20 protein-coding genes are annotated in these 24,043 nt (G+C 69.6%); 11 read left to right on the plus strand and 9 right to left on the minus strand.

Going from position 1 to position 24,043, the window contains the following annotated elements:
* A partial coding sequence (locus AC1DYI_RS06700; RefSeq protein WP_477203303.1) for a LysR family transcriptional regulator substrate-binding protein occupies positions 1 to 678 on the plus strand: 678 nt, incomplete at its 5' end.
* On the opposite strand, the gene amrS is transcribed toward AC1DYI_RS06700, so the two are convergent.
* Together amrS and amrB are read right to left on the minus strand one after the other, a co-directional pair.
* Positions 675 to 1,769 carry an AmmeMemoRadiSam system radical SAM enzyme gene (amrS, locus tag AC1DYI_RS06705; RefSeq protein WP_477203304.1) on the minus strand — a complete coding sequence of 365 codons (1,095 nt, stop codon included), beginning with the start codon at positions 1,767 to 1,769 and terminating at the stop codon, positions 675 to 677. The genes AC1DYI_RS06700 and amrS overlap by 4 nt on opposite strands.
* Entirely contained in the window at positions 1,766 to 3,166 is a 1,401-nt protein-coding gene (amrB, locus tag AC1DYI_RS06710) for an AmmeMemoRadiSam system protein B (RefSeq protein ID WP_477203305.1), read from the minus strand. Before amrB ends, amrS begins: the two co-directional genes overlap by 4 nt.
* 234 nt (positions 3,167 to 3,400) lie before the next feature.
* Between amrB and AC1DYI_RS06715 the strand changes: the two genes are divergently transcribed.
* Positions 3,401 to 3,871 carry a hypothetical protein gene (locus AC1DYI_RS06715; protein WP_477203306.1) on the plus strand — a complete coding sequence of 157 codons (471 nt, stop codon included), beginning with the start codon at positions 3,401 to 3,403 and terminating at the stop codon, positions 3,869 to 3,871.
* A gap of 153 nt (positions 3,872 to 4,024) precedes the next feature.
* Here the strand turns inward: AC1DYI_RS06715 and AC1DYI_RS06720 are convergent, their stop codons facing one another.
* Together AC1DYI_RS06720 and AC1DYI_RS06725 are read right to left on the minus strand one after the other, a co-directional pair.
* Positions 4,025 to 7,555 carry an alpha-1,6-glucosidase domain-containing protein gene (locus AC1DYI_RS06720; protein WP_477203307.1) on the minus strand — a complete coding sequence of 1,177 codons (3,531 nt, stop codon included), beginning with the start codon at positions 7,553 to 7,555 and terminating at the stop codon, positions 4,025 to 4,027.
* Between the two features lie 174 nt (positions 7,556 to 7,729).
* Positions 7,730 to 8,164, minus strand: coding sequence for a DUF6249 domain-containing protein (locus tag AC1DYI_RS06725; protein WP_477203308.1), 435 nt, complete (start codon positions 8,162 to 8,164; stop codon positions 7,730 to 7,732).
* A 135-nt stretch (positions 8,165 to 8,299) separates the two neighbouring features.
* Between AC1DYI_RS06725 and AC1DYI_RS06730 the strand changes: the two genes are divergently transcribed.
* A complete protein-coding gene (locus AC1DYI_RS06730; protein ID WP_477203309.1) occupies positions 8,300 to 8,932 on the plus strand; it encodes an RNA polymerase sigma factor in 633 nt (210 codons plus the stop codon).
* Positions 8,933 to 8,948: 16 nt separating this feature from the next.
* On the plus strand, positions 8,949 to 9,380 hold the full coding sequence (locus tag AC1DYI_RS06735) for a hypothetical protein (RefSeq protein ID WP_477203310.1): 432 nt from the start codon (positions 8,949 to 8,951) through the stop codon (positions 9,378 to 9,380).
* A gap of 3 nt (positions 9,381 to 9,383) precedes the next feature.
* On the opposite strand, the gene AC1DYI_RS06740 is transcribed toward AC1DYI_RS06735, so the two are convergent.
* Positions 9,384 to 10,529 carry an MBL fold metallo-hydrolase gene (locus AC1DYI_RS06740; RefSeq protein ID WP_477203311.1) on the minus strand — a complete coding sequence of 382 codons (1,146 nt, stop codon included), beginning with the start codon at positions 10,527 to 10,529 and terminating at the stop codon, positions 9,384 to 9,386.
* 90 nt (positions 10,530 to 10,619) lie between these two features.
* Between AC1DYI_RS06740 and AC1DYI_RS06745 the strand changes: the two genes are divergently transcribed.
* From AC1DYI_RS06745 to AC1DYI_RS06760, 4 genes are all read left to right on the plus strand, one after another.
* Complete coding sequence (locus tag AC1DYI_RS06745; RefSeq protein WP_477203312.1) at positions 10,620 to 11,735, plus strand: aromatic ring-hydroxylating oxygenase subunit alpha; 1,116 nt, start codon at positions 10,620 to 10,622, stop codon at positions 11,733 to 11,735.
* A gap of 87 nt (positions 11,736 to 11,822) precedes the next feature.
* Positions 11,823 to 12,410, plus strand: a complete 588-nt coding sequence (locus AC1DYI_RS06750) for an RNA polymerase sigma factor (RefSeq protein ID WP_477203313.1) — start codon at positions 11,823 to 11,825, stop codon at positions 12,408 to 12,410.
* On the plus strand, positions 12,407 to 12,970 hold the full coding sequence (locus AC1DYI_RS06755) for a hypothetical protein (protein WP_477203314.1): 564 nt from the start codon (positions 12,407 to 12,409) through the stop codon (positions 12,968 to 12,970). The genes AC1DYI_RS06750 and AC1DYI_RS06755 overlap by 4 nt, the downstream gene beginning before the upstream one ends.
* A gap of 27 nt (positions 12,971 to 12,997) precedes the next feature.
* Positions 12,998 to 14,248, plus strand: a complete 1,251-nt coding sequence (locus AC1DYI_RS06760; RefSeq protein ID WP_477203315.1) for a hypothetical protein — start codon at positions 12,998 to 13,000, stop codon at positions 14,246 to 14,248.
* 24 nt (positions 14,249 to 14,272) lie between these two features.
* On the opposite strand, the gene AC1DYI_RS06765 is transcribed toward AC1DYI_RS06760, so the two are convergent.
* The 3 genes from AC1DYI_RS06765 to AC1DYI_RS06775 are packed head-to-tail and all read right to left on the minus strand — an operon-like array spanning position 14,273 to position 17,583.
* Positions 14,273 to 15,382: a patatin-like phospholipase family protein gene (locus AC1DYI_RS06765; RefSeq protein ID WP_477203316.1), complete on the minus strand. Its 1,110-nt coding sequence runs from the start codon at positions 15,380 to 15,382 to the stop codon at positions 14,273 to 14,275.
* Positions 15,383 to 15,407: 25 nt separating this feature from the next.
* A complete protein-coding gene (locus AC1DYI_RS06770; RefSeq protein WP_477203317.1) occupies positions 15,408 to 16,121 on the minus strand; it encodes a 2OG-Fe(II) oxygenase in 714 nt (237 codons plus the stop codon).
* 43 nt (positions 16,122 to 16,164) lie between these two features.
* Positions 16,165 to 17,583, minus strand: coding sequence for a S8 family peptidase (locus AC1DYI_RS06775; protein ID WP_477203318.1), 1,419 nt, complete (start codon positions 17,581 to 17,583; stop codon positions 16,165 to 16,167).
* Positions 17,584 to 17,851: 268 nt separating this feature from the next.
* On the opposite strand from AC1DYI_RS06775, the gene AC1DYI_RS06780 reads away from it, so the two are divergent.
* From AC1DYI_RS06780 to AC1DYI_RS06790, 3 genes are read left to right on the plus strand one after another with little or no spacing between them, the layout of a single operon-like run.
* Complete coding sequence (locus AC1DYI_RS06780) at positions 17,852 to 18,553, plus strand: response regulator transcription factor (protein ID WP_477203319.1); 702 nt, start codon at positions 17,852 to 17,854, stop codon at positions 18,551 to 18,553.
* A gap of 26 nt (positions 18,554 to 18,579) precedes the next feature.
* Entirely contained in the window at positions 18,580 to 20,316 is a 1,737-nt protein-coding gene (locus AC1DYI_RS06785) for an ATP-binding protein (RefSeq protein WP_477203320.1), read from the plus strand.
* Positions 20,306 to 22,069 (plus strand): hypothetical protein, encoded by a 1,764-nt coding sequence (locus tag AC1DYI_RS06790; protein ID WP_477203321.1) that lies wholly within the window; start codon positions 20,306 to 20,308, stop codon positions 22,067 to 22,069. The genes AC1DYI_RS06785 and AC1DYI_RS06790 overlap by 11 nt, the downstream gene beginning before the upstream one ends.
* Positions 22,070 to 22,087: 18 nt before the next feature.
* On the opposite strand, the gene AC1DYI_RS06795 is transcribed toward AC1DYI_RS06790, so the two are convergent.
* Positions 22,088 to 23,602 (minus strand): putative bifunctional diguanylate cyclase/phosphodiesterase, encoded by a 1,515-nt coding sequence (locus tag AC1DYI_RS06795; protein WP_477203322.1) that lies wholly within the window; start codon positions 23,600 to 23,602, stop codon positions 22,088 to 22,090.
* Positions 23,603 to 24,043 lie beyond the last annotated feature (441 nt).

Here is a 24,043-nt window from a genome sequence, read left to right on the forward strand (position 1 = left end):
ATCTTCGACACCGCGCAGGCCACGCGCGAACAGGCGCGGCGGCTGACCCGCGAGCAGCACGAGGTGGTGCGCGTCGGCGTGATGTGCACGATCGACTTTCACCAGGTGCTGCCCGGCTTCATCGAGAGCCAGGACCGGCACGCGATCGAGCTGACATTTCGTGAGGGCAACCTCGAGGCGCTGACCGACGAGCTGGACCGCGGCGAGGTCGATCTCGGCATCATGTGCAGCCCTTACGAAACGCCGCGCCGCTTCAGGGCCACGCCGCTGTTTCGCGAGGACTACGTGGTCGCGATCGGCGACGACCACCGCTTCGGCGGCCGCGCGACGATCGAGATGGCCGAGCTGGACCGCGAGCGTTACTGCGAACGCACGTATTGCGAGTTCTCGAGCTACATCGAGCGCCTGCTCGACGAGCGCAACGTGCGGCTCGAGGTGGTGCAGCAGTCGCACCGCGAAGACTGGATCCAGGCCTTCGTGCGCTCGAACTTCGGCGTGGCCTTCATGCCGCAGTCGATCGCCGATGCGGCCGGGCTGGCCCATGTGCGCACGGCCGATTGCCCGATCGTGCGCGAGGTCAAGGTGCTGGTGCAGGCCGAGCGGCCGGTGAGCCCGGCGCAGCAGGCGGTGATCGACTCGCTTGCCGGCCACGTCTGGCCGCTGCGGCCGACGGCCTAGGCCGTGGCCACGCGCAGCGGCACTCGGCGACGGCCGAAGCCGCGCGTGAAGTGGCTGAAGCGGCCGGCGACCTTGGTGCTGCAGTGCGGGCAGGTGCCACGTTCGTCGAGCTCGTTGCGCAGCACCTCGTACCAGTCGCGCTCGATCAACGGCGCTTTGCAGCTGGGGCAGAAGGTGGTGCCGCCGGTGCGGTCGTGCACGTTGCCGGTGTAGACGTGGTGCAGCCCTTGCGCCAGCGCGATCTCGCGGGCGCGGGTCAACGTGGTCGCGGGCGTCGGTGCCACGTCCAGCATCTTGTAGTCGGGGTGGAAGGCGGTGAAGTGCAGTGGCACGTCGGGGCCCAGGTGCTCCATGATCCAGCGCGACTCGGCCTCGATCTCGTCGCTGGCGTCGTTGTGGCCGGGGATCAGCAGTGTGGTGATCTCGAACCAGCAGTCGGTCTCGTGCTTCAGGTACTCGAGCGTGTCGAGCACGGGCGCCAGGTGAGCGCCGGTCTGCTGGAAGTAGAAGGCTTCGGTGAAGCCCTTCAGGTCGACGTTGGCGGCGTCCATGTGGGCGTAGAACTCGCGCCGCGGTTCGGCGTGGATGTAGCCCGCCGTCACCGCGACGGTGGCCAGGCCGTGCGCGTGGCAAGCCTGCGCGACATCGATCGCGTACTCGGCAAAGATGACCGGGTCGTTGTAGGTGAAGGCGACGCTGCGGCAGCCGGCCTCGGCGGCCACTTCAGCGATGCGSTCGGGCGACGCCGAGTCCATCAGCCGGTCCATCTCACGGCTTTTCGAGATGTCCCAGTTCTGGCAGAACTTGCAGGCCAGGTTGCAGCCGGCGGTGCCGAACGAGAACACGCTGGAGCCCGGGTGGAAGTGGTTCAGCGGCTTCTTCTCGATCGGGTCGATGCAAAAGCCCGAGCTGCGGCCGTAGGTGGTCAGCACCATTGCATCGCCGACCCGTTGGCGCACGAAGCACAGGCCGCGCTGGCCCTCGTGCAGGCGGCAGTCGCGTGGGCAGAGGTCGCATTGCACGCGGCCGTCGTCGAGCCGGTGCCACCAGCGGCCGGGGTAGGCCTGGTCTTGGTCAGCAGCGGGGCTCATGCACAGCCCCCGAAGTGGCGCACCTCGAAGCGCTCCAGGTGCACGTCGTCGTCCCAGAAGTGGCTGCGCAAGCCGGCCTTGTGCTTCAGCGCTTCAAGAAAGGCGCTGGGCGTGGGCAACTGGTCCCAGACCTGCGGCAGCAGCACTGCGCGCTGGTCATGCCAGCTCAGCACCAGGCCGTCTTCGCCCGGGCGCATGGCGGCCAGTGCCTCGGCTTCGTCGTTGGCGGGCAGCGGTTGCAGGGGCCCGAGCAGTGAGACTTCGATCTGCAGGCCGGGCCATTCGTCGGCAGCGAGCGGCGGAAATCGCGTGTCKCGGAACGCCGCAGCGCAGGCGTTGGCACGCAGGGCGTCGCGCAGCAGGTGGTCGGTCTCCAGCCGGCCGACGCAGCCACGCAATTCGCCATCGGCACTGTGCAGGCTGACGAAGCAGGCCAGCGGCGTGTCGAGCGCCGGGTGCGGCGGTTCGTCCACGGCGGCYTCGCCCAGGGCCTCGGCGATGGCGTTGCGGGCGATGGAGAAGGCGGCGGCGCCGAGGGCTCGCTCGGCCGCAGCCATCACGTCTTCGCTCGTCAGCTCGGGTTCGGCGGGGGCGTCGAAGGCCAGCGCGGCGTAGCCGACGACGCGGCGATGGTCGCCTGCCGTGTCGCCCGAGTTGCGCAGGTCGAGCAGGCGCGGCCGCAGGCCATGGCGGCTGGCCACCCGCAGCGCGCCGTTGAGCGCGCGGGCGCCGCAGGCTTCGTCGGGCTCCAGCCTGCCGTCTTGCTCCAACAGGCGCCTGACGGTGGCTTCGTCGCAACGTTGGGCTTCGTCGTAGCGCAGATAGTGCGACAGGTCGCTGCTGATCAGCACCAGCGTCTCGTCGCCGCCCCACAGGCGCTCCAGCACCTCGGCCACCTCGGCCGGGCGGGCATCGCCCACCAACAGCGGCACCAGCGCGAAGTCGTTGCCCAACACCTGCTGCAAGAACGGCAGCTGCACCTCCAGCGAATGCTCCTGTGCATGCGCGCGGTCGCTGCGTTCGACCTGGGGCAGGTCGTCCAGGCTGGCCAGCGCGGCGGTGTCCAGCGGCACGGCGCCCAGCGGGCTGTCGAAAGCGTCGACTGTCGGGGCGGCCAGGCTGCGCACCGGCACCCGGTGCGCCGGGCCCAGCAACACGACGCGGCGGATGTGCCCGTGGCGCGCGGCCGCGGCCACCGCGGCGTAGGCGCTGGCCGCCACCGGGCCGGAGTAGACGGTGCCGGCATGCGGCACCACCAGCAGCTTCGGCGGGCGGCCGCTGGGGTCGGGCAGCGTCGGGCGGGCCAAAGCGAAGCACCGCGCGATCTCGTCGCGCAAGGCCTGTGGCTCGGCGGGGTAGAACGAACCGGCCACGGCTGGAAGGCGGGTGGTGTGCATGGGCAGCAGCGGCTCCAACCGGTGAGTGTGGCGCGCGGGCCGGAAGTTCAACCGGTCGGCCCGCTCAAAGCATCACGCTGCGTCGGGTGAATCGGGCCGGGGGCGTGTCGGCGGCGGCGGGGGCCACCGCGTTGGTTCGTCTGCCTGACACTCGGCAGTGCCCCGGCGGCGTCCCCCCAAGCCCTGAACGCGTGGGGGGACCGGCGGACACGCGATACTGCCCGAATTGACCACGTGCCAACACCTTTCACCGTGCGCCGATGCCTGCCCTGCCTGATCCTGCCCGCCGTGCTGCTGGGGCCGATGGCCGCCCACGCCGCGGCCACTGAGGCCGACACCCTGTTCTTCAACCGCGCGGCCTCGTGCGTGGCGGTGTTGGAGCACGATGCGACCGAGATGGCCAACCGATACAAAGCCGGCGAGCGCAGCCTCAAGCCCGGCCTGGTGCGTTTGACCGAGCAAGGCTTTGCCTTCGTCGGCAGGGCCTATTTGCGCGGATTGCGCAAGGCCGAGGCGGACAAGCTGATCGATGAGGCCAAGGCGGCTCAGAAGCTGATGGCCGCCGACGCACTGCTGCAGCTGTCCACCAGTTGTCGGGCCGAAGGCGCCAAGCTCTACGCCGACGCCAACGGCTTCGAGCAGATGATCGTGTCGAACCGGGCCAAAGCCCGGGTCGACAAGCTGCTGGCACCTAAGAAGTTGTGAGCCCCCACGGCCCCCTGCCAGGGGCCCGCCCCCCCGAGGGGGCCTGCCCCCCGAGGGGGCTCGCGCAGCGGACCGGCCAAGCCGGATCCGCGCACGCCACTTGATGGGGGCGGCGCTACGCGCGCCCCGTTGCACGATGCCCGGCTTCGGCCCTCAATTCACGATGAAGACCACCGCGGTACGGGCGGGCACGTTGACCGTGCCGGTGCCTGCGTCGAAGCTGGCTTCGGTCACGCGCTTGTCGGCCGCGTTCGGCGACTGATGCACCGGGTGCAGCTGGAAGGCCTGGCCCTTCAGGGCGTCGGCGCTGACGCTGTGCGCTACCTTGTCGACGTTGACGAAGTAGGCGAGCTTGCTGAAATTGGCGCCGGCGTAGCCGCTGCCGTTGAGCAGCGCGGCCAGCACCGTGGCCTCCTGGCCTGAGCCGGTATTGAGGAACTGCAAGCGAGCCTTGATGTCGTCGGCCGTGCGCAGGCGCAGCAGCGCCGAGCTCTGGCGGATTTTCAGCAGGTCTCGGAAGACATCGCGCGTCCAGCCGATCTCATTGCCCGTCGGCTTGATCAACGGGTTCGCCAGGCGCGGCTGGATCAGGCCCCACTCGTTGCCGTTGTCGCGCTGCATCGGCAGGCCGACGCCGAAGTTGTTGTCGGTGTAGCTCCAGTCGAGTTTGTTGAACCAGTCGCCCGAGTCGTAGCTGTTGCGGTCCATCGACTTGCTGCGCTCGGTGTCGACGCCGGCGTGGAAGTAGGCGACGCCTTGGGCGAATGTGTTCAGCGCGGCGCCCAGCATCTGCACGCGAGCCCGGTCTTCCTTGCTGGTGGCCAGCGGCAAGCGGTAGGCGTTGATGTCGAAGAAGGTCTGGTTGTCGTGGTTCTCGAAGTAGTTCACGACCTCGGCCGGGTCGATCACCCAGCCGGCCGGGATGCCGCCGACGTTGATCTGCTCCAGCGGCAGCGTGGCGTCCCAGTGGGTGGTTAGCGGGTAGCTGCGGATCGAGCCGGCCAGGCCTGCCTTGATGACGTCGCCCAGCCACATCAGGTCGGTCTTCGAGCGGCCGCCGCCGAGCTCGTTCGGGTCGTACCAGAGGCCGTTCACATAGCCTTGCGACGAGACCAGGCTGGTGCCGGAATCACAGCAGCCGCCGCCGCGAACCGCGTCGCGGATCAGCGGGTTGAAGCTGCCGATGCCACTGCCGTTGAGCGAGAGCATCTCGGCCTGCACGAAGCGCTGGCCGTTGGCGACTTCGCCGAAGTTCCAGCCTTCGCCGAGCAGCTGCACATCTCGACCCGCAGCGGCCTTGACTTTGGCCTTCAGCTCTTCCATCACCGAGCGCGGCTGGTGGCCCATGATGTCGAAGCGGAACGAGCTGACGTGGTAGTCGCGGGCCCAGGTGATGACCGAGTCGATCATCAGCTTGCCCATCATGTGGTTCTCGGTCGCGGTGTTTTCGCAGCAGGTCGAGTGTTCGATGTTGCCGGCCGCGTCGAGCCGGTGGTAATAGCCCGGCACGACCTTGTCGAGCACCGAGTGGTCGTTCTGGCCCGACGCAGTGGTGTGGTTGTAGACCACGTCCATGCCGACGCGCAGGCCGGCCGCGTTGAGCGACTTGACCATGCGGCGGAACTCGATGATGCGGGTCGCGCCGTTGGTGACCGCGCTGGCGAACGAGCCTTCGGGCGCGGTGAAGTGGTAGGGGTCGTAACCCCAGTTGAAGCAGTCCTGGCCCGCGGTGGCGGCGACCGTGGCTTGCTGGTCGGGCGAGTCTGGCGCGCCGCTCGGGCTGGGCGTGACGCAGCCCTTCTCGGGCACGCTGGCCAAGTCGAACGAAGGCAGCAGGTGCACGTCGGTCAAGCCGGCGGCGGCCAGTGCCTTCAGGTGCTTCATGCCGTTCGAGTGGCTGTCGGTGAACGCGAGGTACTTGCCGCGGTGCGCCTCGGGCACGCTCGCGTCGTTGGCCGAGAAGTCGCGCACGTGCAATTCGTAGATCGACATGTCGGGCGACACGCTGACCGTTTCAGGCGGGTGGCTCGCGTCCCAGCCGGCGGGCTTGAAGCGCTCGCTGTTCATGTCGGCCACGTAGCTGCGGCGGCTGTCGCCTGAGAGGCTGAGCGAATACGGGTCGGTGACGAGGTTGCGCACGACGCCGACGCCGCGCGCGAACACGCGCACGCCGAAGCGGTAGTAGGCACTGGAGAGGTCGCCGGGCTTGGTCAGGCTCCAGACGCCGGTGGTGGGGTCGAAGCTCATCGCCTCGGCACTGAGCGCGGGATCAGCGCCGTTCGGGTACAGGTACAGAGCGACCTGCTGCGCGGTAGGTGCCCACAGCTTGAAGGTGGTCGCTCCGTTGGCCACGGTCGCGCCCAGGTCGGGCACGGCGTAGGCCGCGGCATACAGGTCGTCGAGCGCGCCGGCGAGCTGGCCGGTGGTCGCGTTCTGCACCAAGCCGTTGGTGTCTTCCTGCACCAGCACCAGCTGCTTGGTGTGCAGCGAGGGCAGCAGCGCGAGGTCGGCGTCACGCACGTTGAACACCGAGCCGTTGGCGACGTACTTGAACCGCAGCGCTGCGTCCGGTGGCACCTGGCCGCTGAAGGCGTCGAGCGTGATGAAGCCGTCGGCGCCGGTGACTGCCTGGTCTTTTGCGACCACGATCTGGCCAGTGACCGAGTGGTACAGCTTGACGACTCCGCCGCTGTTGACGCGCGGCCACTTGATCAGCTGCTTGGTCAGCCACACGGCGCGCGCATCGGCCGTCGACACCGAGCGCAGGTCGGGCGGGGCGATGTAGACGGTGGCGTCCTGCTCGATCAGCCAGATCTGGCCGACCTGGTTGGCGATGTTCAGCCCCGCATAGTCCACGTGGATGTTGTTCGGCCGGCCGTCCTTGTCGTTCTGGTTCGGGGCCATGCCGTGGATGATGAATTCCAACGACGTCTTGCTTGAATCATTCTTCGGGTTGACGACCGGGATGTCGAACAYGACCTCACCGCTGCCGAGTGCATAACCCGGCATCAGGTTGAACGCGACCGGCGCGTCCCAGTTCTCGATCGCGACACCGGGCAGGCGGCTCGCGTCGAGCCCGCTGCCGTTCCACAGGTGCAGGCCCCAGGCGGCGTAATCGTTCGCGTAGCGCAGGTAATGCACACGCACGGTCGTGAGGTCCGGCGGGCCGCTGTCGAACGGGTTCTTGAGGTACGTGGTCGCGTCGTTCTCGATGCGCCAGATCTCGTTGGCCGCACCTTGCACCAGCTGGTAGTTCTGGTCGGCGCCGCCGTGGTCTTTGGTGTCGCCCTTGTGGAACAGGTAGCCGACGGCACCTGAGTCGGCGACCAGCGGCACGTCGTAGACGTTGCCGAAGCTGTCGGTTCCGCTCGCGTTCCAGCCGTTGTTCCAGCCTGGGTCTTGTGCGGCGCCCCAGGTGTGGATCTGCCAGCCGTCGTAGTCCGCGTTGGTGCGGTGGTAGTGCACCTTGAGCGTGGTGGCCGCGGTGGCGGCTTGCGCGCTGCGGCGCGCATCGGGCACGGCGACGAGCACGCTCTGTGCATCGGCACTGTTGGCCGCGGCCAGGCTCGTGTCGTCGGCAGGTGCCTCGCTGGAGCCACCGCACGCGGCCACCAAGGCGGCCGCGAAGCCCGACACCATCACCTGCCGCGCCTTGCGCAGCCAACCCCGCCACATCGCATCCATGCCGGTCTCCAAAACGACAACGCGCCGACCCGGCGGATGCCGGGGCCGGTCAGCAGGCGTTGATGCTAGTGAAGCAAAACTACATTGACGACTTGGGATTTACCCGGCGAGTTTTGTGTAGTTTTGCTGTAGTTGAGCGGAAAAGCAGGAAAGCTTTGTAGTCGAAATACACAATCAGTTCGGATCTCCTGAGGGGGGAACGGCGGCGCGCTGGCGGGTGTCGACGGCGTAATAGATCAGGTAGGCCAGGCCGACGGCGACCGGGATCAAGCCCCAGGTGGCGTTGTTCAGGCTCAGGTTCAACGCCAGTGCGGTCGAGATCGCCAGGCCGACCAGCAGCCACAGCAGCCCGCGGCGCAGGTAGTCGTTGGACACCGGGCCTTTGGACGACTCGCGTTCGGCGGGCGCCAGCAGCGACTCGGGCAAGGGCGGCACTTCCATGCCGCGTTCGATCGCCAGCATGCGCTCCTTGTGGTGCAGTTCGAAGATCTCGCGCTTCTTGCGGTAGTCGGTCCACAGCCCGAGCATGCCGATGCCGACGCCCATCACAATCGCGACGATGGGAATCATGAAGGGCATGATGCTTTTGAGTTCKGCGATGTCGTGCATGGGGTCCTCGGTGGTGGTGAATGGGCTGGGTTCCGTCTTGATACCGCCGGGGCCGTCGCGAGGTTTCAGCCGGCACATGAAAAATTCTTTGGCCGGGTTTGAAACCCAGGCCGGGTCGGCGGGGTACCAAGGCCCATGCCCCTGGACGCGCCGCCTGAGCTGATGAACTTGCCGCTGGACTCAGGCGTCAGCGAGGCTGCGCGGCGCGACCGCGACATCGTCGAGCTGCTGGTGGCCGGTGCCGCCGATGCGGCCTTCGAGCGGCTGGCCGCGCGCTATTCGCCGAAGGTCTTTCGGCTGTGCCTGGCGATGCTGCGAGACCCGGCAAGGGCCGAGGAGGCGGCACAGGACAGCCTGCTGCGCGCCTGGCGTGCGCTGGCGGGCTACCGGCCTGCTGTGGGGGCGTTGTCGACCTGGTTGTATGCGATCACCCGCAACCGCTGCCTGACGTTGATCGAGCGCGGTGGCCCCATGGCTGTTTCACTGAGTGACGAGGCCGTGCAGGCCGAAGCGGACGAGATCGCTGCGCCGGACGATTCACGCCATGCCGATGGCCGGGCGGTGCTCGCCCAGTTGGTCGAAGCGTTGCCCGACGCGCAGCGCCTGGCGCTGACGCTGTACTACTACGAAGAGCGCGCGGTGGCCGAGGTGGCCGCGATGCTGGGCCTGCCCGAGGCGACAGTCAAAACCCATTTGCACCGCGGCCGCCAGGCTCTGCGGGGGCGCCTGGCCGAGCAAGGGCTGGCCGACCCCGCGTTGTGGCTGTGAGCCAGGAGATGCCCAGATGAACCCGACCGACCTGTTCGACCCGCCACCCGACCCGGCTCTGGACGATGCGCTGACCCGGTTGTTGCCGCCACCGGCGCTGCCCGCTGGCTTCCATGCCCGGCTGCAGGCCGCGCATGCCGCCGAGGCCGCGCACGACCTGGCGCGCCAGCGCCGCGAACTGGAAGATGAGCACGCCCGCCGGCTGGCCGCGCTGGAGCGGGGTTATGTGCGACTGAAGCGCGACACGCTGATGACGGTGCTGGCCATGGCGTTCACGACCGGCGCGGTCGCGCACTGGGCCTTGCCGTGGCTGCATGAGACGCTGGGCGTCGACCTGTCGGAGCTGGTGCCACTGCTCGCAGTGGCCATCGGCATGGCGGTCGGCGCTGGCGTCTGGGTTGAGCGCTTCGGGTTCCCGCGCGGGCTGCTGCGGCGGCGTTGGCGCTGAGTCTCAGTCCAGCGGCCAGGGCAATTCGCGCGGCAGCTTGAGCGGTGCCATCAGGCCCGCGGGCGCTGCGTTGCCGCTGGCATCGACGCCGCGCCACCAGGGCGTCACGCCTTCGACGCGGCCCGGCTCGACAGGCTCGCCGAGCTTGGGCATCACCAATGGCACCTGCAGTGCGGCGGCGTGCGCCAGCAGCGTCTCGGCCGGCTCGTCCCACGGGTGCAGCGCGAGCGCGAAGGTGCCCCAGTGGATCGGCAGGAAGGGCCCGCCACCGAGCAGCTGCCAGGCCTTCAGCGCGTTCTCGGGGCCGAGGTGGATGTCGCCCCAGGACGGGTGGAAGGCGCCGACTTCGAGCATGATCAGGTCGAACGGGCCGAGCCGGTCGCGGATGACTTCGTACTCGGTCGTCAGCCCGGTGTCGCCGCTGAAGAAGACGCGGTGTTTCGCGGTGCGGATCACCATCGATGACCACAGCGTCGCGTTGCGGTCTTTCAGTCCGCGGCCGGAGAAATGCTGCGACGGTGCGGCAACGACTTCGAGCTCACCGCCGGGTAGCGTGAAGCTTTCCCACCAGTCCAGCTCAGTGATGCGCGCGGCCGGTACGCCCCAGGCTTCGAGGTGTGCGCCGACGCCGAGCGAAGTGACGATTGGCACCTGGGTGTGGCGCGCCAGCGCGACGACGGTTGGGTAGTCGAGGTGGTCGTAGTGGTCGTGCGAGATCACGACCACGTCGGGCAGCGGCAGCGTCTTCAGCTTGATCGGCACCGGCTGGAAGCGCTTGGGGCCAGCAAAGCGCAACGGTGACGCGCGTGGGCCCCAGACCGGGTCGGTCAGGACCTTGTAGCCGTCGATCTCGACCAGCACCGTCGAGTGGCCGAGCCAGGTGGCGCGCAGGCCGGTGTCAGCCGGCTGTTGCCACAGCGGCAGCGGGTTGACCGTGGGCAGCGGCTGGCTCGGCGCGCGACGGTCGCCGCCGCACAGGAAGTCGCTCAATGAGGGGCGTGGGCCGCTGGTGTCGCGCAGGCCCGGCAGCGCGGGGTGGATGTTGCGGAAGCCACCGCCGCGTTCACCGTCTTGCCACAGCGGCGAGGCGCGCATGCGTTCCAGGCGCAGGCCGCCGCTGCGGTCTGCCCGTTGGCCGAAGGTCTTCATCGGAGCGGCTTCCCCTGCCCGCGAAGGCGGGCCTCAAGGCCAGGGATTGTGCGCGAGCCATGCAGTGGATGCCGGTGCCATCATCGACGGATGAACGCCCCCGACACCGCTGCACTGAACCGCTGGCAGGTCCACCCCGAGGTGGCGCGTGCCGAAACGCTGGACAAAGCCTTCTACCTCGACCCGGCGGCGCAAGCCCAGCAGCGCGAGCAGCTGTTCGCGCGCAGCTGGCAGTGGCTGGGGGATTTGGCCGATGCGGCAGCGCCCGGCGCGCTGGTGCCGCGCGAGCTGCTGGCGGGTTGCCTGGACGAGCCGCTGCTGTTGTCTCGCGATACGGCGGGCGCGTTGCGCTGCCTCAGCAACGTCTGCACGCACCGCGGCAACCTGCTGGTGCACGAGACCTGCCAGGGTGCGAAGCAGATCCGCTGCGGCTACCACTCGCGCCGCTTCGAGCTCGATGGCCGGATGGTGTTCATGCCCGAGTTCCAGAAGGCGCTCGACTTCCCGCGCCCATGCGACCACCTGCCGCAGCTGCCGCTGCACGACTGGGGCGGTCAGGCCTTCGTGACGATCGGCGAGCCACTGGCATCGTTCGACGAGGTGTTCGGCCCGTTGCGCGAGCGGCTGGCGTGGTTGCCGCTGCACGCGTTCAAGCTCGACGCTGCCGCCAGCCGCGACTACGAGTTCGATGCGCACTGGGCGCTGTACTGCGAAAACTACCTCGAGGGCCTGCACATCCCGTTCGTGCACCCGGGGCTGACGCAGACATTGGACCTGGCGCAGTACCGCTATGAGCTGTTGCCATGGGCCAACCTGCAGCTGGCGGTGGCCAAGCCCGACGAGCCGGCGTTCGAGCTGCCGCCTGAATCGCCCGACCATGGACAGCGCATCGCGGCCTACTACTACTGGGTGTTCCCGAACCTGATGCTGAACTTCTACCCCTGGGGGTTGTCGGTCAATCAGGTGGTGCCGGTTGGCCCTGCGCGCACTCGTGTTCGCTTCCGCTCGTACGTCTGGAAGCCCGAGCTGCAAGGCGGCGGTGCCGGCGGCGCGCTCGACCAGGTCGAGATGGAGGACGAGGCGGTGGTGATGACGGTGCAGCGCGGCTTGCGCTCGCGCTTTTACAAGCACGGCCGTTACTCGCCGACGCGGGAGCAGGGCGTGCACCACTTTCACCGCTTGATTGGCAGTGTGATGGGCGGTTGAGCCGCCGGCGGCGCCGAGCCGTTTTCAAGCGTCGGGAACTTTTAGGGGCGCTCGTGCCCATTCGGTGAAGCGAACCTGCTGCCACCGATGTTGCCCTTCGTGCCCTGGACCATCCGCCCCCGCCCGGCCGCGCTGCCGGCCGGCCTGGCCTGGCTCGACGCCGCGTACAGGCAGGAGAGCGACGCGGTCTACCGCTACGCGCTGGCGCTGTGCGGTGATGCCGCGTTGGCGGCGGATGCGACGCATGAGGCCTTCGTTGCGCTGGCCCATGCGCCGGAGGCGTTCGACCCGTCGCGCGGCAGCCTGGGTGCCTACCTGGCCGGCATCGCGCGCCACGCGCTGCTGGCGGCGTGGCGCCTGCGCGACCGGCATGTGCTGCTCGACGAAGCGGCAGACGACGATGACGAGGCGCGGCCGCACACGGCGGCCGAGATCGCGCCCGACCGCGAAGCCACGCTGATCGGCGAGCAGCGGCTGGAGGCCTTGTGGGCCGCGGTGCGCGCGCTGCCGTGGCCGTTTCGCGAAGCGCTGGTGCTGGTCGACCTGCAGGAGCGGCCCTACGCCGAGGCGGCGCAGATCGCCGGCATCGAACTGAACACCTTGCGCACGCGGGTCCACCGCGCGCGCCAACGCCTGGCCCAGGCTCTGCGGCCGGCGTCAAGGAGTGAGCCATGAATCCGAATCCCAATGCACGGCCCGACGACGCCGCGCCGCCGCCTGAGTTGGCCGGTGCACTCGCGCAACTGCGCATCGACCTGGCTGGCGTGCATGCGCCGCCCGCCGTCTGGACGCGCGTGCGGGGCGCGGCGTTGCCAGCCGCGACGGCCCACGCACCGGCGGCTCCGCGGGCCGGCATGCGCCCGGCGATCACCTGGCCGGCGTTGGCCGCTGGCATGGCGGTGCTGGCGGCGCTGCTGCTGGTCTGGTGGGTCGGCCCGGGCCACCAGCCATCCGTACGCACGCCCGCGGCCGCGCCGGACATGGGCGCCGGCCCGGTCGGTCGTGTGCCGCGTGCCAGCGGCTTCGTGCCGGTGGCATCGCCCGAGCGCTTTGCCGAGCTGTGGCAAGGCGGCGCGCAGGCCGCGCCGGCCTGGGTCGTGCGCACCGAGTTGCCGCGTGAACGGCTGGCCGCGCTCGGCCTGCCGTACGACCCGGCGCGGGCCGGCGAGCCGGTGCATGCCGAGCTGTTGATGCACCCGTCCGGCGATGTGCTGGCGGTGCGCCTGACCCGTTGACCCCCTCACTTTGCCAAGGAGTCCCAGATGAACTCTTCAAACTTGCTGCGTCGCCCGCGGTCGTTGCTGGCCGCGGCCTGCGTGCTGGCGTTGGTGGGTGGCCCGGCCATTGCGCACGCTGGCCAGGACCTCGACGAGATCGTGCAGCTGGCGCTGGCCGATGCCGGCGACGCGATGAACCAGGCCTTCGACTTCGACGAGGCGAGCTTTGGCTTTGCCTCCGACGAGATGGGCAGCGAGCGCGTTGTCAAAGGCGCGCCGTACTGTGCCGACGCGGTGCATGAGTCGGTGCAGGCGTTGACCGATGGCAACCGCATCGTGCGCAGCCAGAAGACGCGGCTGTGCCGTGACGGCGAAGGGCGCACGCGGCAGGAGGTCGAGCGTGGCGACCGCAAGCTGGTCTGGCTGCGCGATCCGGTGGCCAAGCAGGGTTGGCTGTTGGACCCGCAGCGCAAGACCGCACGCCGGCTGGGTGSGTTCGGCCATGCGATGTGGTTCAACGACTCGTCGATCGCGGCCGAACATGCCGACCAGTGGCGCGCCTTTGCCGAGCAGGCTCGAGAGCAGGGGCGGGCGATGGCCGAGCAAGCGCGACAACAGGCCCGCGAGTCGCGGGAGGTGCACGAGCGCATGCGGGGCGTGGCGGCCGTTGAACGCGCGGCGCAGGTACAAGCTGCCCAGGCGGCGCAACCACCGCAGCCGGTGCTGATTGCGCGTGGCCCGATGGCTGCGGAAGGCGAAGCGAAGCGCGTGCCCGGTCAGCCGATGGAGATCCAGGTGCTGCGGCTGAACGACGTGCCATCGGTCCCGTCGCCCGGCCAGCCGGCGGCCGTGATGAACCTGATGCCACCACCGCCGCCGCCGCCGATCGTGCGCTGGCAGGCCCAGCATGGCGCGCCGCGCGGGCCGGGGGTGCTCAGCTCGTTGGGCAGCAAGGACATCGAGGGCGTGCGCGCCAACGGCGAGCGCACGACCTGGACCATCGAGGCCGGCAAGATCGGCAACGAGAAGCCGATCCAGATCGTGCGCGAGGTCTGGACGTCGCCGGACCTGCTGCTGACGGTGCAGTCGCGCGACGCCGATCCGCGCAGTGCCGAGCGGGTCTACCGCCTGGCGAACCTGAAGCGCGGCGAGCCGGAGGCGGGGCTGATGAAGGTGCCGTCGGATTACACGGTCAGCGGTGCGCCGGCGGTGCCTGCGGTGCCCGCCACACCGGCCGTGCCGGCGACGCCCGGGGCGCGCAAGCCGCCCGCATCGGGCAGCGCGCCGAAGGGGTGATCGCGCGGCGCGCGGGCGGGTCGATCAGCGTGGGCTGAGAAAGACTTTGTCGATATCGACCGTGCCACGCTGGCCGACGTCGTCGGCGTGTTCGGCCAGCCAACGCTGGCCGGCAGCGCGGCCGAGCGTGAACAGCGCCTGCAGCAACCGCGGGTCGGTGTTGAGCTTGCTGCTGGCGTTGTAGGGCGCCAGGCCCTCTTCATCGGCGACGCGGTGCAGGCGCAGGTCTTTGTAGCGCGTCGGGTCGACCTTGCGACTGCGCACCAGCTTCTGCACGAAGGCGATCGCGCGCAGCTCGGCCACCAGGCTGGCGTTGAAGGTGATCTCGTTGATGCGATCGCTGATGTCGGCCGCGGTCAGCGGCGTGGCCTCGCGCCGCAGCGGGTTGATCTGCACCAGCAGCAGGTCGTGCGTCGGCGTGTCGTAGATCAGCGGCCACAGGGCTGGGTTGCCGCTGAAGCCGCCGTCCCAGTAGGGCTCGCCGTCGATCGTGACGGCCGCCGCCGATTGCGGCAGGCAGGCCGAGGCCATCACCGCGTCGATGCTCAGCTCGTCGCCGCTGAACACGCGTGGCTGGCCGCTGCGCACCGAGGTGGCGGCGACGAAGACTTTGATTGGCCCGCTTCGCAGTGTTGTCTCGTCGACATGGCGGCGCACGATGTCGCGCAGGGGGCTGAAGTTGAAGGGGTTGAGCTGGTACGGGCTCCACAGCCGCAACCAGCCTTCCCACAAGGCATAACCCGGCCATTGGTCGCGGTTGAAGGCCCACGCCGGCGGCGCTTTGGCGGCCACGGCGCTGGGCAACGGCAGGCTGCCGGGCGCCGGGGCCCAGCAATCGTTGATGCCGCCGATCGCGGCCCAGAACGAGGCCAGTTCGGCGCGTGCGCCGCTGCGCCCGCCTTTGGCATAACCGCAGGCCAGCACGGCGGCGTTCATCGCGCCCGCGCTGGTGCCGGAGATGCCGTCGGGCACCAGCCGGTCGTCCTCGAGCAGGGCGTCCAGCACGCCCCAGGTGAAGGCGCCGTGCGAGCCGCCGCCTTGCAGCGCGATGTCGATCAGCCGCGGTGCGCTGGGGCGCGAGGGTCGGGTACCGGCAGGGCGGGGGCGGATGCGCGGGCGCGGCGTGACCGCCATGTCGAACCGAGTGAGCGGCCGCGCGTCAGCGCGGGACCGGCCGCGCGCCGTACAGCTGCTCGGCGCGGTTGAGCAGGATCCAGCTGGTCAGGATGTACTTGTCGCCCGAGACGGGCGTGCAGCCGCGGTGGGTGTGGGTGAAGTACGCTGGCGCGATCACCATGCGGCCCGTCTTGGGCTGGATCGCGCGCTGCTGGTAGAAGAACTCGGTGTGCCCGCCTTCGGCGACGTCGTTCAGGTAGAACATGAACAGCAGCGTGCGGTGCAGGGCTTCGTTGGCCGGGGCTTCGGGGAAGACCTCGCAGTGCCAGTAGTTGTAGTTGCCGCTGCCGCGGTCGTACTTCTGCGCCTGCACGCCGCCCAGGCGGTACAGCGCGCGCATCAGGTCGGCCGCCTGCGGCTCGGCGACCTTGGTGTAGTTGTCGTGGGTGACGGCCACCGGCTGGCCCGATTCAGGATCGGCCAGCGTCAACGCCATCGGCGCGATCAGCGCGAAGTGGTACTTGCGAAAGTACTCCTCGGCGTGGCGGGTGGTGACCTTCAGGATCTGGCCCAGGTCGTCCTTGAACTCGGGACGCTGGTTCAGGTAGAGGTCCTGGCTGATCTTCTTGGTCGTGTCGACGCCGCCGCCGGTGCGGCCCGGCACCTTGTGGCGGCTGGCTTCGAAGCGCTCGATGAAGCCTTGGCAGAAGGCCGGGTCGAGCGCGTCGTCGTAGACCTCGATGAAATCGGGGCTCATGAACCTCGGGACGGGCGCTCGACAGCCGGGTGGCGGCAGCCGCTTACGGCGCGACCAACGCTGCGGCGGCCACTGCCGCTGCCGCGTCAATCAGCCCGCCGCCGCAGCCGCCCTCGCAATCCATGCTCGGCATCGGGCGGGCGCTGCCTTTCAGCAACGCCTGGATCCGCTCGGGGCTGAGGTTCGGGTTGCGGCCCAGCATCAGCGCAATCACGCCGGTGACGTGCGGGGCGGCCATCGAGGTGCCCTGCATGTAGGCCAGCGCGTCGCCGGCCGGACGCTTGGTGCCGGCGTTCAGCAGCGACAGGATGCCGTTTTCGGGCACGTCCTGCATGTCGCCGCCGGGCGCGGCCACGGTGATGCGGCGGCCATAGTTCGAGTAGTAGGCCTTCTTGCCGGCACGGTCGCTGGCGGCCACGGCCACCACGCCCTGGCAGCCGGCCGGGCTGACGCGGGCGACATCGATGTCGGAGTTGCCGGCCGCGGCCACGACCACCGCACCGGCTTCGCGCACCGCGGTAACCGCGGCCTGGAAGGCCTTGCTGCAGGCGGTGACGCTGCCCAGCGACAGGTTGATGACCTTGGCCGGGTGCTGGTTCATCGGCACTCCGCGCACGGGCAGGCCGGCGGCCCACATCATGCCGTCGATGATGTCCGAGGTGTAGCCACCGCAGCGGCCGACCACGCGAACCGGCAGCACCTTGGCCTTGGGCGCGATGCCGGTGATGCCGGTGCTGTTGTTCGCCACCGCCGCGATCGTGCCGGCCACGTGGGTGCCGTGCCACAGGCTGTCATGGGCGCCGAATTGGTCGCCATGGCATTGGCCGGCGCTGTACCAGCTGCCTTCGTCCCAGGCGAAGGGGTCGCGGCCATCGCCGTCGCGGGCGGCGGCACGGTTGGAGACGAAGTCGTAACCCGGCAGCAGGTTGGCCATCAGGTCGATGTGCGGGCGCACGCCGCTGTCGACCACCGCCACCACCACGTCCTTGCCCTTGGACATCGCCCAGGCTTCGGCCAGGTTGATGCCGCCGGGGTATTYGGTCAGGTTCCATTGCGCCGACACGTGCTTGTCGTTGGACAGGCCCATCGGGACCATCACGACGTCGGGCTCGACATAGTCGATGCGCTGGTCCAGCTTGGAGATCTCAGCGGCCAGCCGCTCCAGCACCTCGGGTGGCAGCACCCGGTCGAGCGCGAGAACATCGCCGCCACGGGCCAGCTTGCGCAGGTGGTTCAGGCTGATGCCGTACTTGTTGGCCAGCGCGCGGGCCTTGGCGACCAGCTTCGGGTCGATCTCGCCGTCGTCGCGGAGCTTCAGGATCAGGCCGGCGCTGAAGGTCGGCATGATCTCTTTGTTGACCTTGCCGCTGCGCGACGCGGCACCCACCTGCATGGGCAGGGTGGCGCTCAGCAAGGCCAGCAGGCCTGCCAATGCCCAGGTGCGGCGGAAAGATCGATTCATGACGAAGCTCCGAACTTTTGGCTGGATATGGCTTGGATACCCCAGGATGTAGGGCACCAAGCGGTCCGAGCGGTCAAGCAGATCGTATGCCCGACACTTGCCCCAATCCTCAAGGATCTTCAACGGCTTGAAGAGGGGATGATGTCGCAATAATCTCGACACGACCGGAAGGCCCGGATTGTGCGGCCGGCCGAATGACACGAATATGGCGTTTACGAGCGCATTTGGTGATTTTCACCACGCGCGATGCTGACCACAGGAGCGGAGTTTGGCCCTGATCTATTTGTTGGAAGACGATCCCGATTGTTCGGCGAGCGTGGAGCAGTGGCTCGCCCGCGCCGGCCATCAGGTCAAGATCTTTGCTCGCCCTCATGAGTTCTTTTACGAGGTGAGCAAGCAGGCCCCGCGCTGCGCGGTGGTCGACTGGCGGCTGCCCGAAATGGAGGGCATCGATGTCGTCGCGAGGCTGCGGCAGCTGTTGTCCACCGGCGTCGGCGTGGTGATGCTGACCGGCCTGGACACCGAGGAAAGCGTGGTGCGCGCGCTTAAAGCTGGTGCCGACGATTACATCGTGAAACCAGGTTCCGAGTCGATCGTCGTGGCACGCATCGATGCGCTGCTGCGCCGCATGACGCCGGCAGCGTCGACGCTGACGCAGATCGACCGCCCGCCTTACCTGCTGGACTTCGGCCGCCGCGAGGTGACGGTGGACGGCCGGGCGGTCGAGCTGGCGCCGCGCGAATTCGACCTGGCCTGGATCCTGTTCAGCGAACCGGCCCGGCTGTTCACCCGCCAGGAGCTGCTGGCCGCCGTGTGGGGACGCAACCACGAGGCCGGGGTGCACACCGTGGCCCAGCACGTGTACCTGATTCGCCGCAAGTTGGCGCTCACTGAACACGGTTTTCGCCTGAACGCCGTCTACGGGACAGGCTACCGGCTGGAGCTGCCGCCGACCAAAGTGCCGGCTTGACCTTCGCCTGACCCGCCGAGCCGATCATGTCTGTCGAGGCTCTGCAGACCTATTCCGTCAGCTACGACTGGCAGGACCGGCCGGTCGGCTCGGTGCTGCAGGAGTTCGACGCCGCGGTGGCCGATGCCCAACAACAGGGCAGCGCCCTGGCCTTGGCGCGTGCGCTGACCGCCCAAGGTGCGGCGCGCGGCGCTTTGGGGCGCGCCGGCGCCGAAGAGGCGTTGCAACGCGCTGAGGTCGAGGCCCGGCGGTCCGGTGACGCGACGCTGATCTTCCAGTGCATGCTGGCGCAGGCGCGCCACGACGCCGATTGCAGCCGACACGCGCAGGCGCTGGCCGTTTGCCGGCAGCTGGCCGAACAGGCGCGGACGCAAGGGCGTTCGGCGATGGTGCGGCAGGCTCTGTTCGCGACTGGCACCAGCCTGTGCCATCTGGGCGAGCACGACCTCGCGCTCGAATCGTTCGAAGAGGCGCGCATGCTGCTGCGGGTCCACCCCTCGTCGCTGGCCGAGGGTGACCACAAAGTGGCGATGGGCCGCTACGCCGCCGCTCAGGCCCAGGCCTGGCTGATGCGCGGCGGCTTGCTGCTGGAAGCCAGCGGCGGCGAGGCGGCGGCCGAGGCCTTGCAGCGGGCCCGCCAGCTGGGCGAGCAGGCCTGCGCCCTGTTGCTGGGCACGCCCCCGCGTTTCAGCCACATGGCCTTGTTCGGCCTGGTGCGTGCGTTGCTGGAAGCCGGCCGGGGTGACGAGGCCCGCGGCTGGGTCGAGCGCGTCGAGTCGCACGACCCGTCGCCGGCAGCGGCCGGTACGCTGGCGCTGGCGCACAAGCGCCTCAGCCAGGCAATGATCGAGCTGCGCATGCCGCATGGCGATGCCCGCCGGGTGTTGGGCTGGCTGCGCGAGGTCGAGGCGATTCATCACCCGCGGGTGGCCGGCGGCGACCTGCGCTTGTCGCTGCTGCGCTGCCTGTTCGAGGCGCATGAGCAGGCCGGCCAGTTCGCGCAGGCGCTGGCCCACCAGCGCCTGTGGGCGCAGACCAAGGCGCGCCTGCGCACCCAGCTGGCGCGCGAGCACGGCCGCTGGACCGACGAGACCTTGGCGTCAATGCGGGCCGAAGCAGTCCAGTTCGTCACCGACGAGCTGCGCCAGYCGCTGGTGCAGGCGGTGCAGCAGCTGCGCCCGCTGGCCCAGGAAGAAGGCATGGACGACGCGCGGGTGGGCATCCGGCGGGCCGAGCACAGCGTGCGGCGGGCGATCGACATCGCCGACCAGTACCTGGGCGTGATGCGCGCCGAGCACCTGCGGCAGGAAGACCTGCAGACCATCGACCTGGCCACGGTGGTCGACGACACCTGCGAGCAGATGGCGCCACCGGCGGGTGCGCAGATCAGCCTGTCGCGCGACGTGCAGCGCCCGATCGTCGCGCGCGGCGATCGGTTGCTGCTGATGCGCGCGCTCGGCAACCTGCTGAGCAACGCCTTCAAGCATGCACCGCCTGGCAGCGCGGTGCGGGTGCAGCTGACGCGCCGGCCGTCCGGCATCTGGCTGACCGTGACCGACGAAGGCCCGGGGCTGCCGCTGGACATGCGCGTGCGGCTGTTCCAGCGTTTTGCCAGCGGCGCGGTGCGCAACGGCAACGGGCTGGGGTTGGCGATGGTGGCGCGCGCGGCGCGGGTGCACCAGGCGCGCATCCTGGTCGACAGTGAGCCGGGCCAGGGCACGGCGGTGAGCCTGGTGTTGGGGGCCCCAGACCTTGAGCCATGACCCGAACCTGATCCCGGCCAACGAGTTCACCGGCGACAGTGACGCCAGCTCCGAAGCGTTCTTCCAGCGCAACCAGGTCCTGCTGGCCACGCGTGCGGCCGACGCGTTGAACGTCGGGCGCGAGGCCGAAGCGCGGGCGCGCGACGCCGGCGACGGCCTGGGCATTGTTCGCGCGCTGCTGCTGCAAGGCATGGCGCAGGACGCGCTGGGCCACGCCGAGCGCGACGCGACGCTGGCGCTGGCGCTGCAGCAGGCCGAGGCGATCGGCGAGCCGGTGACGCTGATCCGGGCGGTCAACAGCCAGATCGTGGTCGACATCCACCGCGGCCGCTATGCCGATGCACTGTGGCGCGGCCAGTCGATGCTGGGCATGGCGCACGCACTGCGCCGCAACGACCTGCTGCTGCGCCTGACGATGAACCTGGGCACCGCGCTGGGTTTGATCGGCGAGCACGAGCTGGCGATCTCGATGTTCAACGAGTGCCTGGGGCTGCTGGCCGGTGAAGATGCCGGCATACGCCAGCAGCGCGTGCGCATTGCCAACAACATGGCCTGGGCCTGGCTGGGCGTGGCGCGGGCCGCGGCCGAAGAGCGCCCCGACGGCGCGCTGGCGGCGCTGGCGCAGGCCAAGCAGCTTGCCCAGCAGGCCTGTGAAGGCGCCCTGGCCGAGGCCCATGGCGCGCTGCGCGCCGGCTCGCTCGACACGCTGGTTGGTGTGCTGCTCGAAATGGGCGAGGAGGCCGAAGCGCTGACCTGGGTCCAGAAGGTCGAGCAGCAAAGCGAGGCGATGCTGCTGCCTCACACGATCGCCTGGGGCACCAGCATGCTGGCGCGTTGCCGGGTCGAGGTCGCGCACGCCGATGTCGACTTGGCCGCGGTCGAGCGGCGGCTGCGCGAGATCGAGGCCTTGCCGGGGTCGCGCTTTCGCACCGGCGAGCTGCATGCCAGCCTGTGCCTGTGCCTGTCCGAGGTCCTGTCGCGCCTGGGCCAGCACCAGGAGGCGCTGCGCTACCACCGGCAGTGGATGCAATTCGAAGCCCGTACCCAGAGCCTGCTGGCGCGTGAGCATGCGATGGCCGTGCACCGGACGATGGAATCGCTGTGGGGCGAGACCGAGGAGTTCATCACCCACGACCTGCGCAACCCGCTGGGCGCGGCGCTGGTGCAGATCGACTCGATCGCGCCGCGGGCGCTGGACGAGAAGGGGCAGGTCTTGCTCGACGATGCCCGGCGGCATGTGCGGCAGGCCTTCGAGACCGCCGACCACTACCTGGCCATCGTGCGGGCGCGCAACCTGCGCCGCGCGAGCCTGAGCATGGTCGACCTGGCCGAGCTGGTCGACGACGTCGGGGAGCGCCTGGCACCGCCGGCCAGCGCCGCCGTGCGGCTGGAGCGCGACATCGAGTGGGGGCTGGAAATCCGCGGCGACCGCATTTCGCTGCTGATGGCGCTGGACCAGCTGCTGCGCATGGCGCTGAACGGCACCCCGCCGGGCGGCACCGTCAACTGGACGCTGAAGGCCGAGCAGGCCTACGCTGTGCTGGCGGTCGAAGGCGGCGCGATCGCCGGGGCGCCGCACGGTGCGTGGCGAGCCTTCGCGGCCACCGGCTTGGGCAACCGGCGCGACATGGCGTCGGCGATGTTGACGCGTGTGGCGCAGTTGCACGACTCGCGCATCGAGCCGGTGACCGAGCTGGCGGATGGCGCCCGCATCGAGTGGCGTTTCCCGCTGGCGATCGAAGCCGCGGCCTGAGCGCGCTGCGCCTTCAGCTCACTGCACCACGCACAGCGATTCCAGCGGCACCGGCCGGCCGAACAGGTAGCCCTGGTACAGGCCGCAGCCGAGGTCGCTCAGCATCTCGCGCTGCTCGGAGGTTTCGACGCCCTCGGCGACCAGCTCGAGCGAGAGGTCACGTGCCAGCGCGATCACGGTGCGCACCAGCGCCGCTTCGCGCGGGTCGCTCAGCATGTTGCGCACGAAGACCTGGTCGATCTTCAGCTGCGACAGCGGCAGGTGCTTCAGGTAGCTCAACGATGAGTAGCCGATGCCGAAGTCGTCCAGGCTCAGGCGCACGCCCAGCTCGCGCAGGGCCTGCATGTGGGCCTGCACGACAGGCATGTCGGAGATGATCACGTTCTCGGTCACCTCCAGCTTCAACAGGCTGGGCGAGACGCCGGCGGTCTGCAGCGCCAGCCGCACGTCCTCGACGAAGGTCGGGTGCTGAAACTGGTGCGGGCTGACGTTGACCGACAGCGTCAGGTGCCGGGTCGCCGGGTCTTGCGACCACCAGGCCAGCACCGCGCAGGCGTCGCGGATCACGGCGCGGCCGATCGGCACGATCAGGCCCGATTCTTCGGCCAGCGGGATGAAGCGCGACGGCTCGACCTTGCCCAGCTCGGGCGACTCCCAGCGCAGCAGCGCTTCGGCGCCGACGACGCGGCCAGCGCGGTCGACCTGCGGCTGGTAGTGCAGGCGGAACTCCTGCGCCGGCACGGCGCTGCGCAGCGCCGTCAACAGCCGTGCTCGTTCATCGTGCTCGGCCTTCATCGACGGCTCGAATACGCGCACGCAGTCGCGCCCGGCGCGCTTGGAGCGGCGCAGCGCCAGGTCGGCCTCGCGCAAGGCCTGCTCGATCGGCTTGTCGGCGGTCAGCCAGGTGGCACCGGCGCTCGCGGTCAGGTGCAACTCGCCGCCATGGCCGAAGAACGGCCGGCGCAGGCGATGCAGCAGCGCCTCGCCCAGGCCCAGCAACGCCGGGTCGTCGGCGCGCAGTGGCTGGGCCGGTGAGAGCAGAGCGAACTCGTCGTTGCCCAGGCGGGCGATCAGCGCCGGTGGGTCGAAGGCCTCGGTCAGGCGCGTGCCGGCTTCGTGCAGCCAGAGGTCGCCGATCTCGTGGCCCAGGCTGTCGTTGAGGGCGCGCAGGCGGTCCAGCCCGAGCAACAAAAGCGCGCGCGGGGCGATGGTGCCGCCGCGACGCTTTTGCTCGGCCTCGCGTTCACGCTGCACGCTGGCCAGGAMTTCGGCCCGGGTCGGCAGGCCGGTGACGCGGTCCAGTGTCGAGATGACCGCATCGTTCGGTGGTGGGGCGCGGCGGGCCGCGACCAGCGGGGCGGCCATGCCGCCGACAGCGGCGCCCAGCACCGCGCCCAGCACGGCGGCGCCGATCCCGATGGGCCCGGTGCTGGCAATCAGCGCGGCCTGCAAGGCCAGGCCGACGGCGGCCCCGGCCCCGGCCCCGGCAGCACCGCCCAGACCGGCCGATGTCACGCCACGCCAGGAGCGCAAGGGGTCTATCACCGGTGAGGGTTGGGTCGAAGGGGCGCCCAGGCCGGAGTCCTCGGGTGGTGAGGCGGCAGGGACGAGGGGGTCAGGAGAAGCCAAGGGGATGGTCGGGTTCACGGCACGAGACGCGAATGCACGTCGAAAATCCGTGGACCAACGGGGTGTGCCGAGCGTGCTCGGCGGACCCCCGTGTGTCACGGTGGATCAACGGAGCGGCCACCCTCTCCAGGCTCGCATGTTCTTTTGGATACATGTACATCATAAGTGGCGACCGCGACGAGCGCGACCTCGGAATGTAGGGGGTGACACAAGCGTGGGACACAATCGCGCCGGCACCGGCTTGCCGCCGTGTCGGTTGCCTACCTCTCTGACTTGATGGACACCCCGCTGAACCCCGCCGCCGATCCCGCCCCGAGCCGCCTGGTGGACAGCGATGCGCTGGCC

The organism is Ideonella sp. P3_A4, assembly GCF_056403075.1.

What these genes read in the sequence shown, in the direction of transcription:
- AC1DYI_RS06735 (WP_477203310.1), top strand. Translation starts at nt 8,949, where the DNA reads ATGAACCCGACCGACCTGTTCGACCCGCCACCCGACCCGGCTCTGGAC.
- AC1DYI_RS06730 (WP_477203309.1), top strand. Translation starts at nt 8,300, where the DNA reads ATGCCCCTGGACGCGCCGCCTGAGCTGATGAACTTGCCGCTGGACTCA.
- AC1DYI_RS06745 (WP_477203312.1), top strand. Translation starts at nt 10,620, where the DNA reads ATGAACGCCCCCGACACCGCTGCACTGAACCGCTGGCAGGTCCACCCC.
- AC1DYI_RS06740 (WP_477203311.1), bottom strand. Translation starts at nt 10,529, where the DNA reads ATGAAGACCTTCGGCCAACGGGCAGACCGCAGCGGCGGCCTGCGCCTG.
- AC1DYI_RS06755 (WP_477203314.1), top strand. Translation starts at nt 12,407, where the DNA reads ATGAATCCGAATCCCAATGCACGGCCCGACGACGCCGCGCCGCCGCCT.
- AC1DYI_RS06765 (WP_477203316.1), bottom strand. Translation starts at nt 15,382, where the DNA reads ATGGCGGTCACGCCGCGCCCGCGCATCCGCCCCCGCCCTGCCGGTACC.
- AC1DYI_RS06750 (WP_477203313.1), top strand. Translation starts at nt 11,823, where the DNA reads ATGTTGCCCTTCGTGCCCTGGACCATCCGCCCCCGCCCGGCCGCGCTG.
- AC1DYI_RS06770 (WP_477203317.1), bottom strand. Translation starts at nt 16,121, where the DNA reads ATGAGCCCCGATTTCATCGAGGTCTACGACGACGCGCTCGACCCGGCC.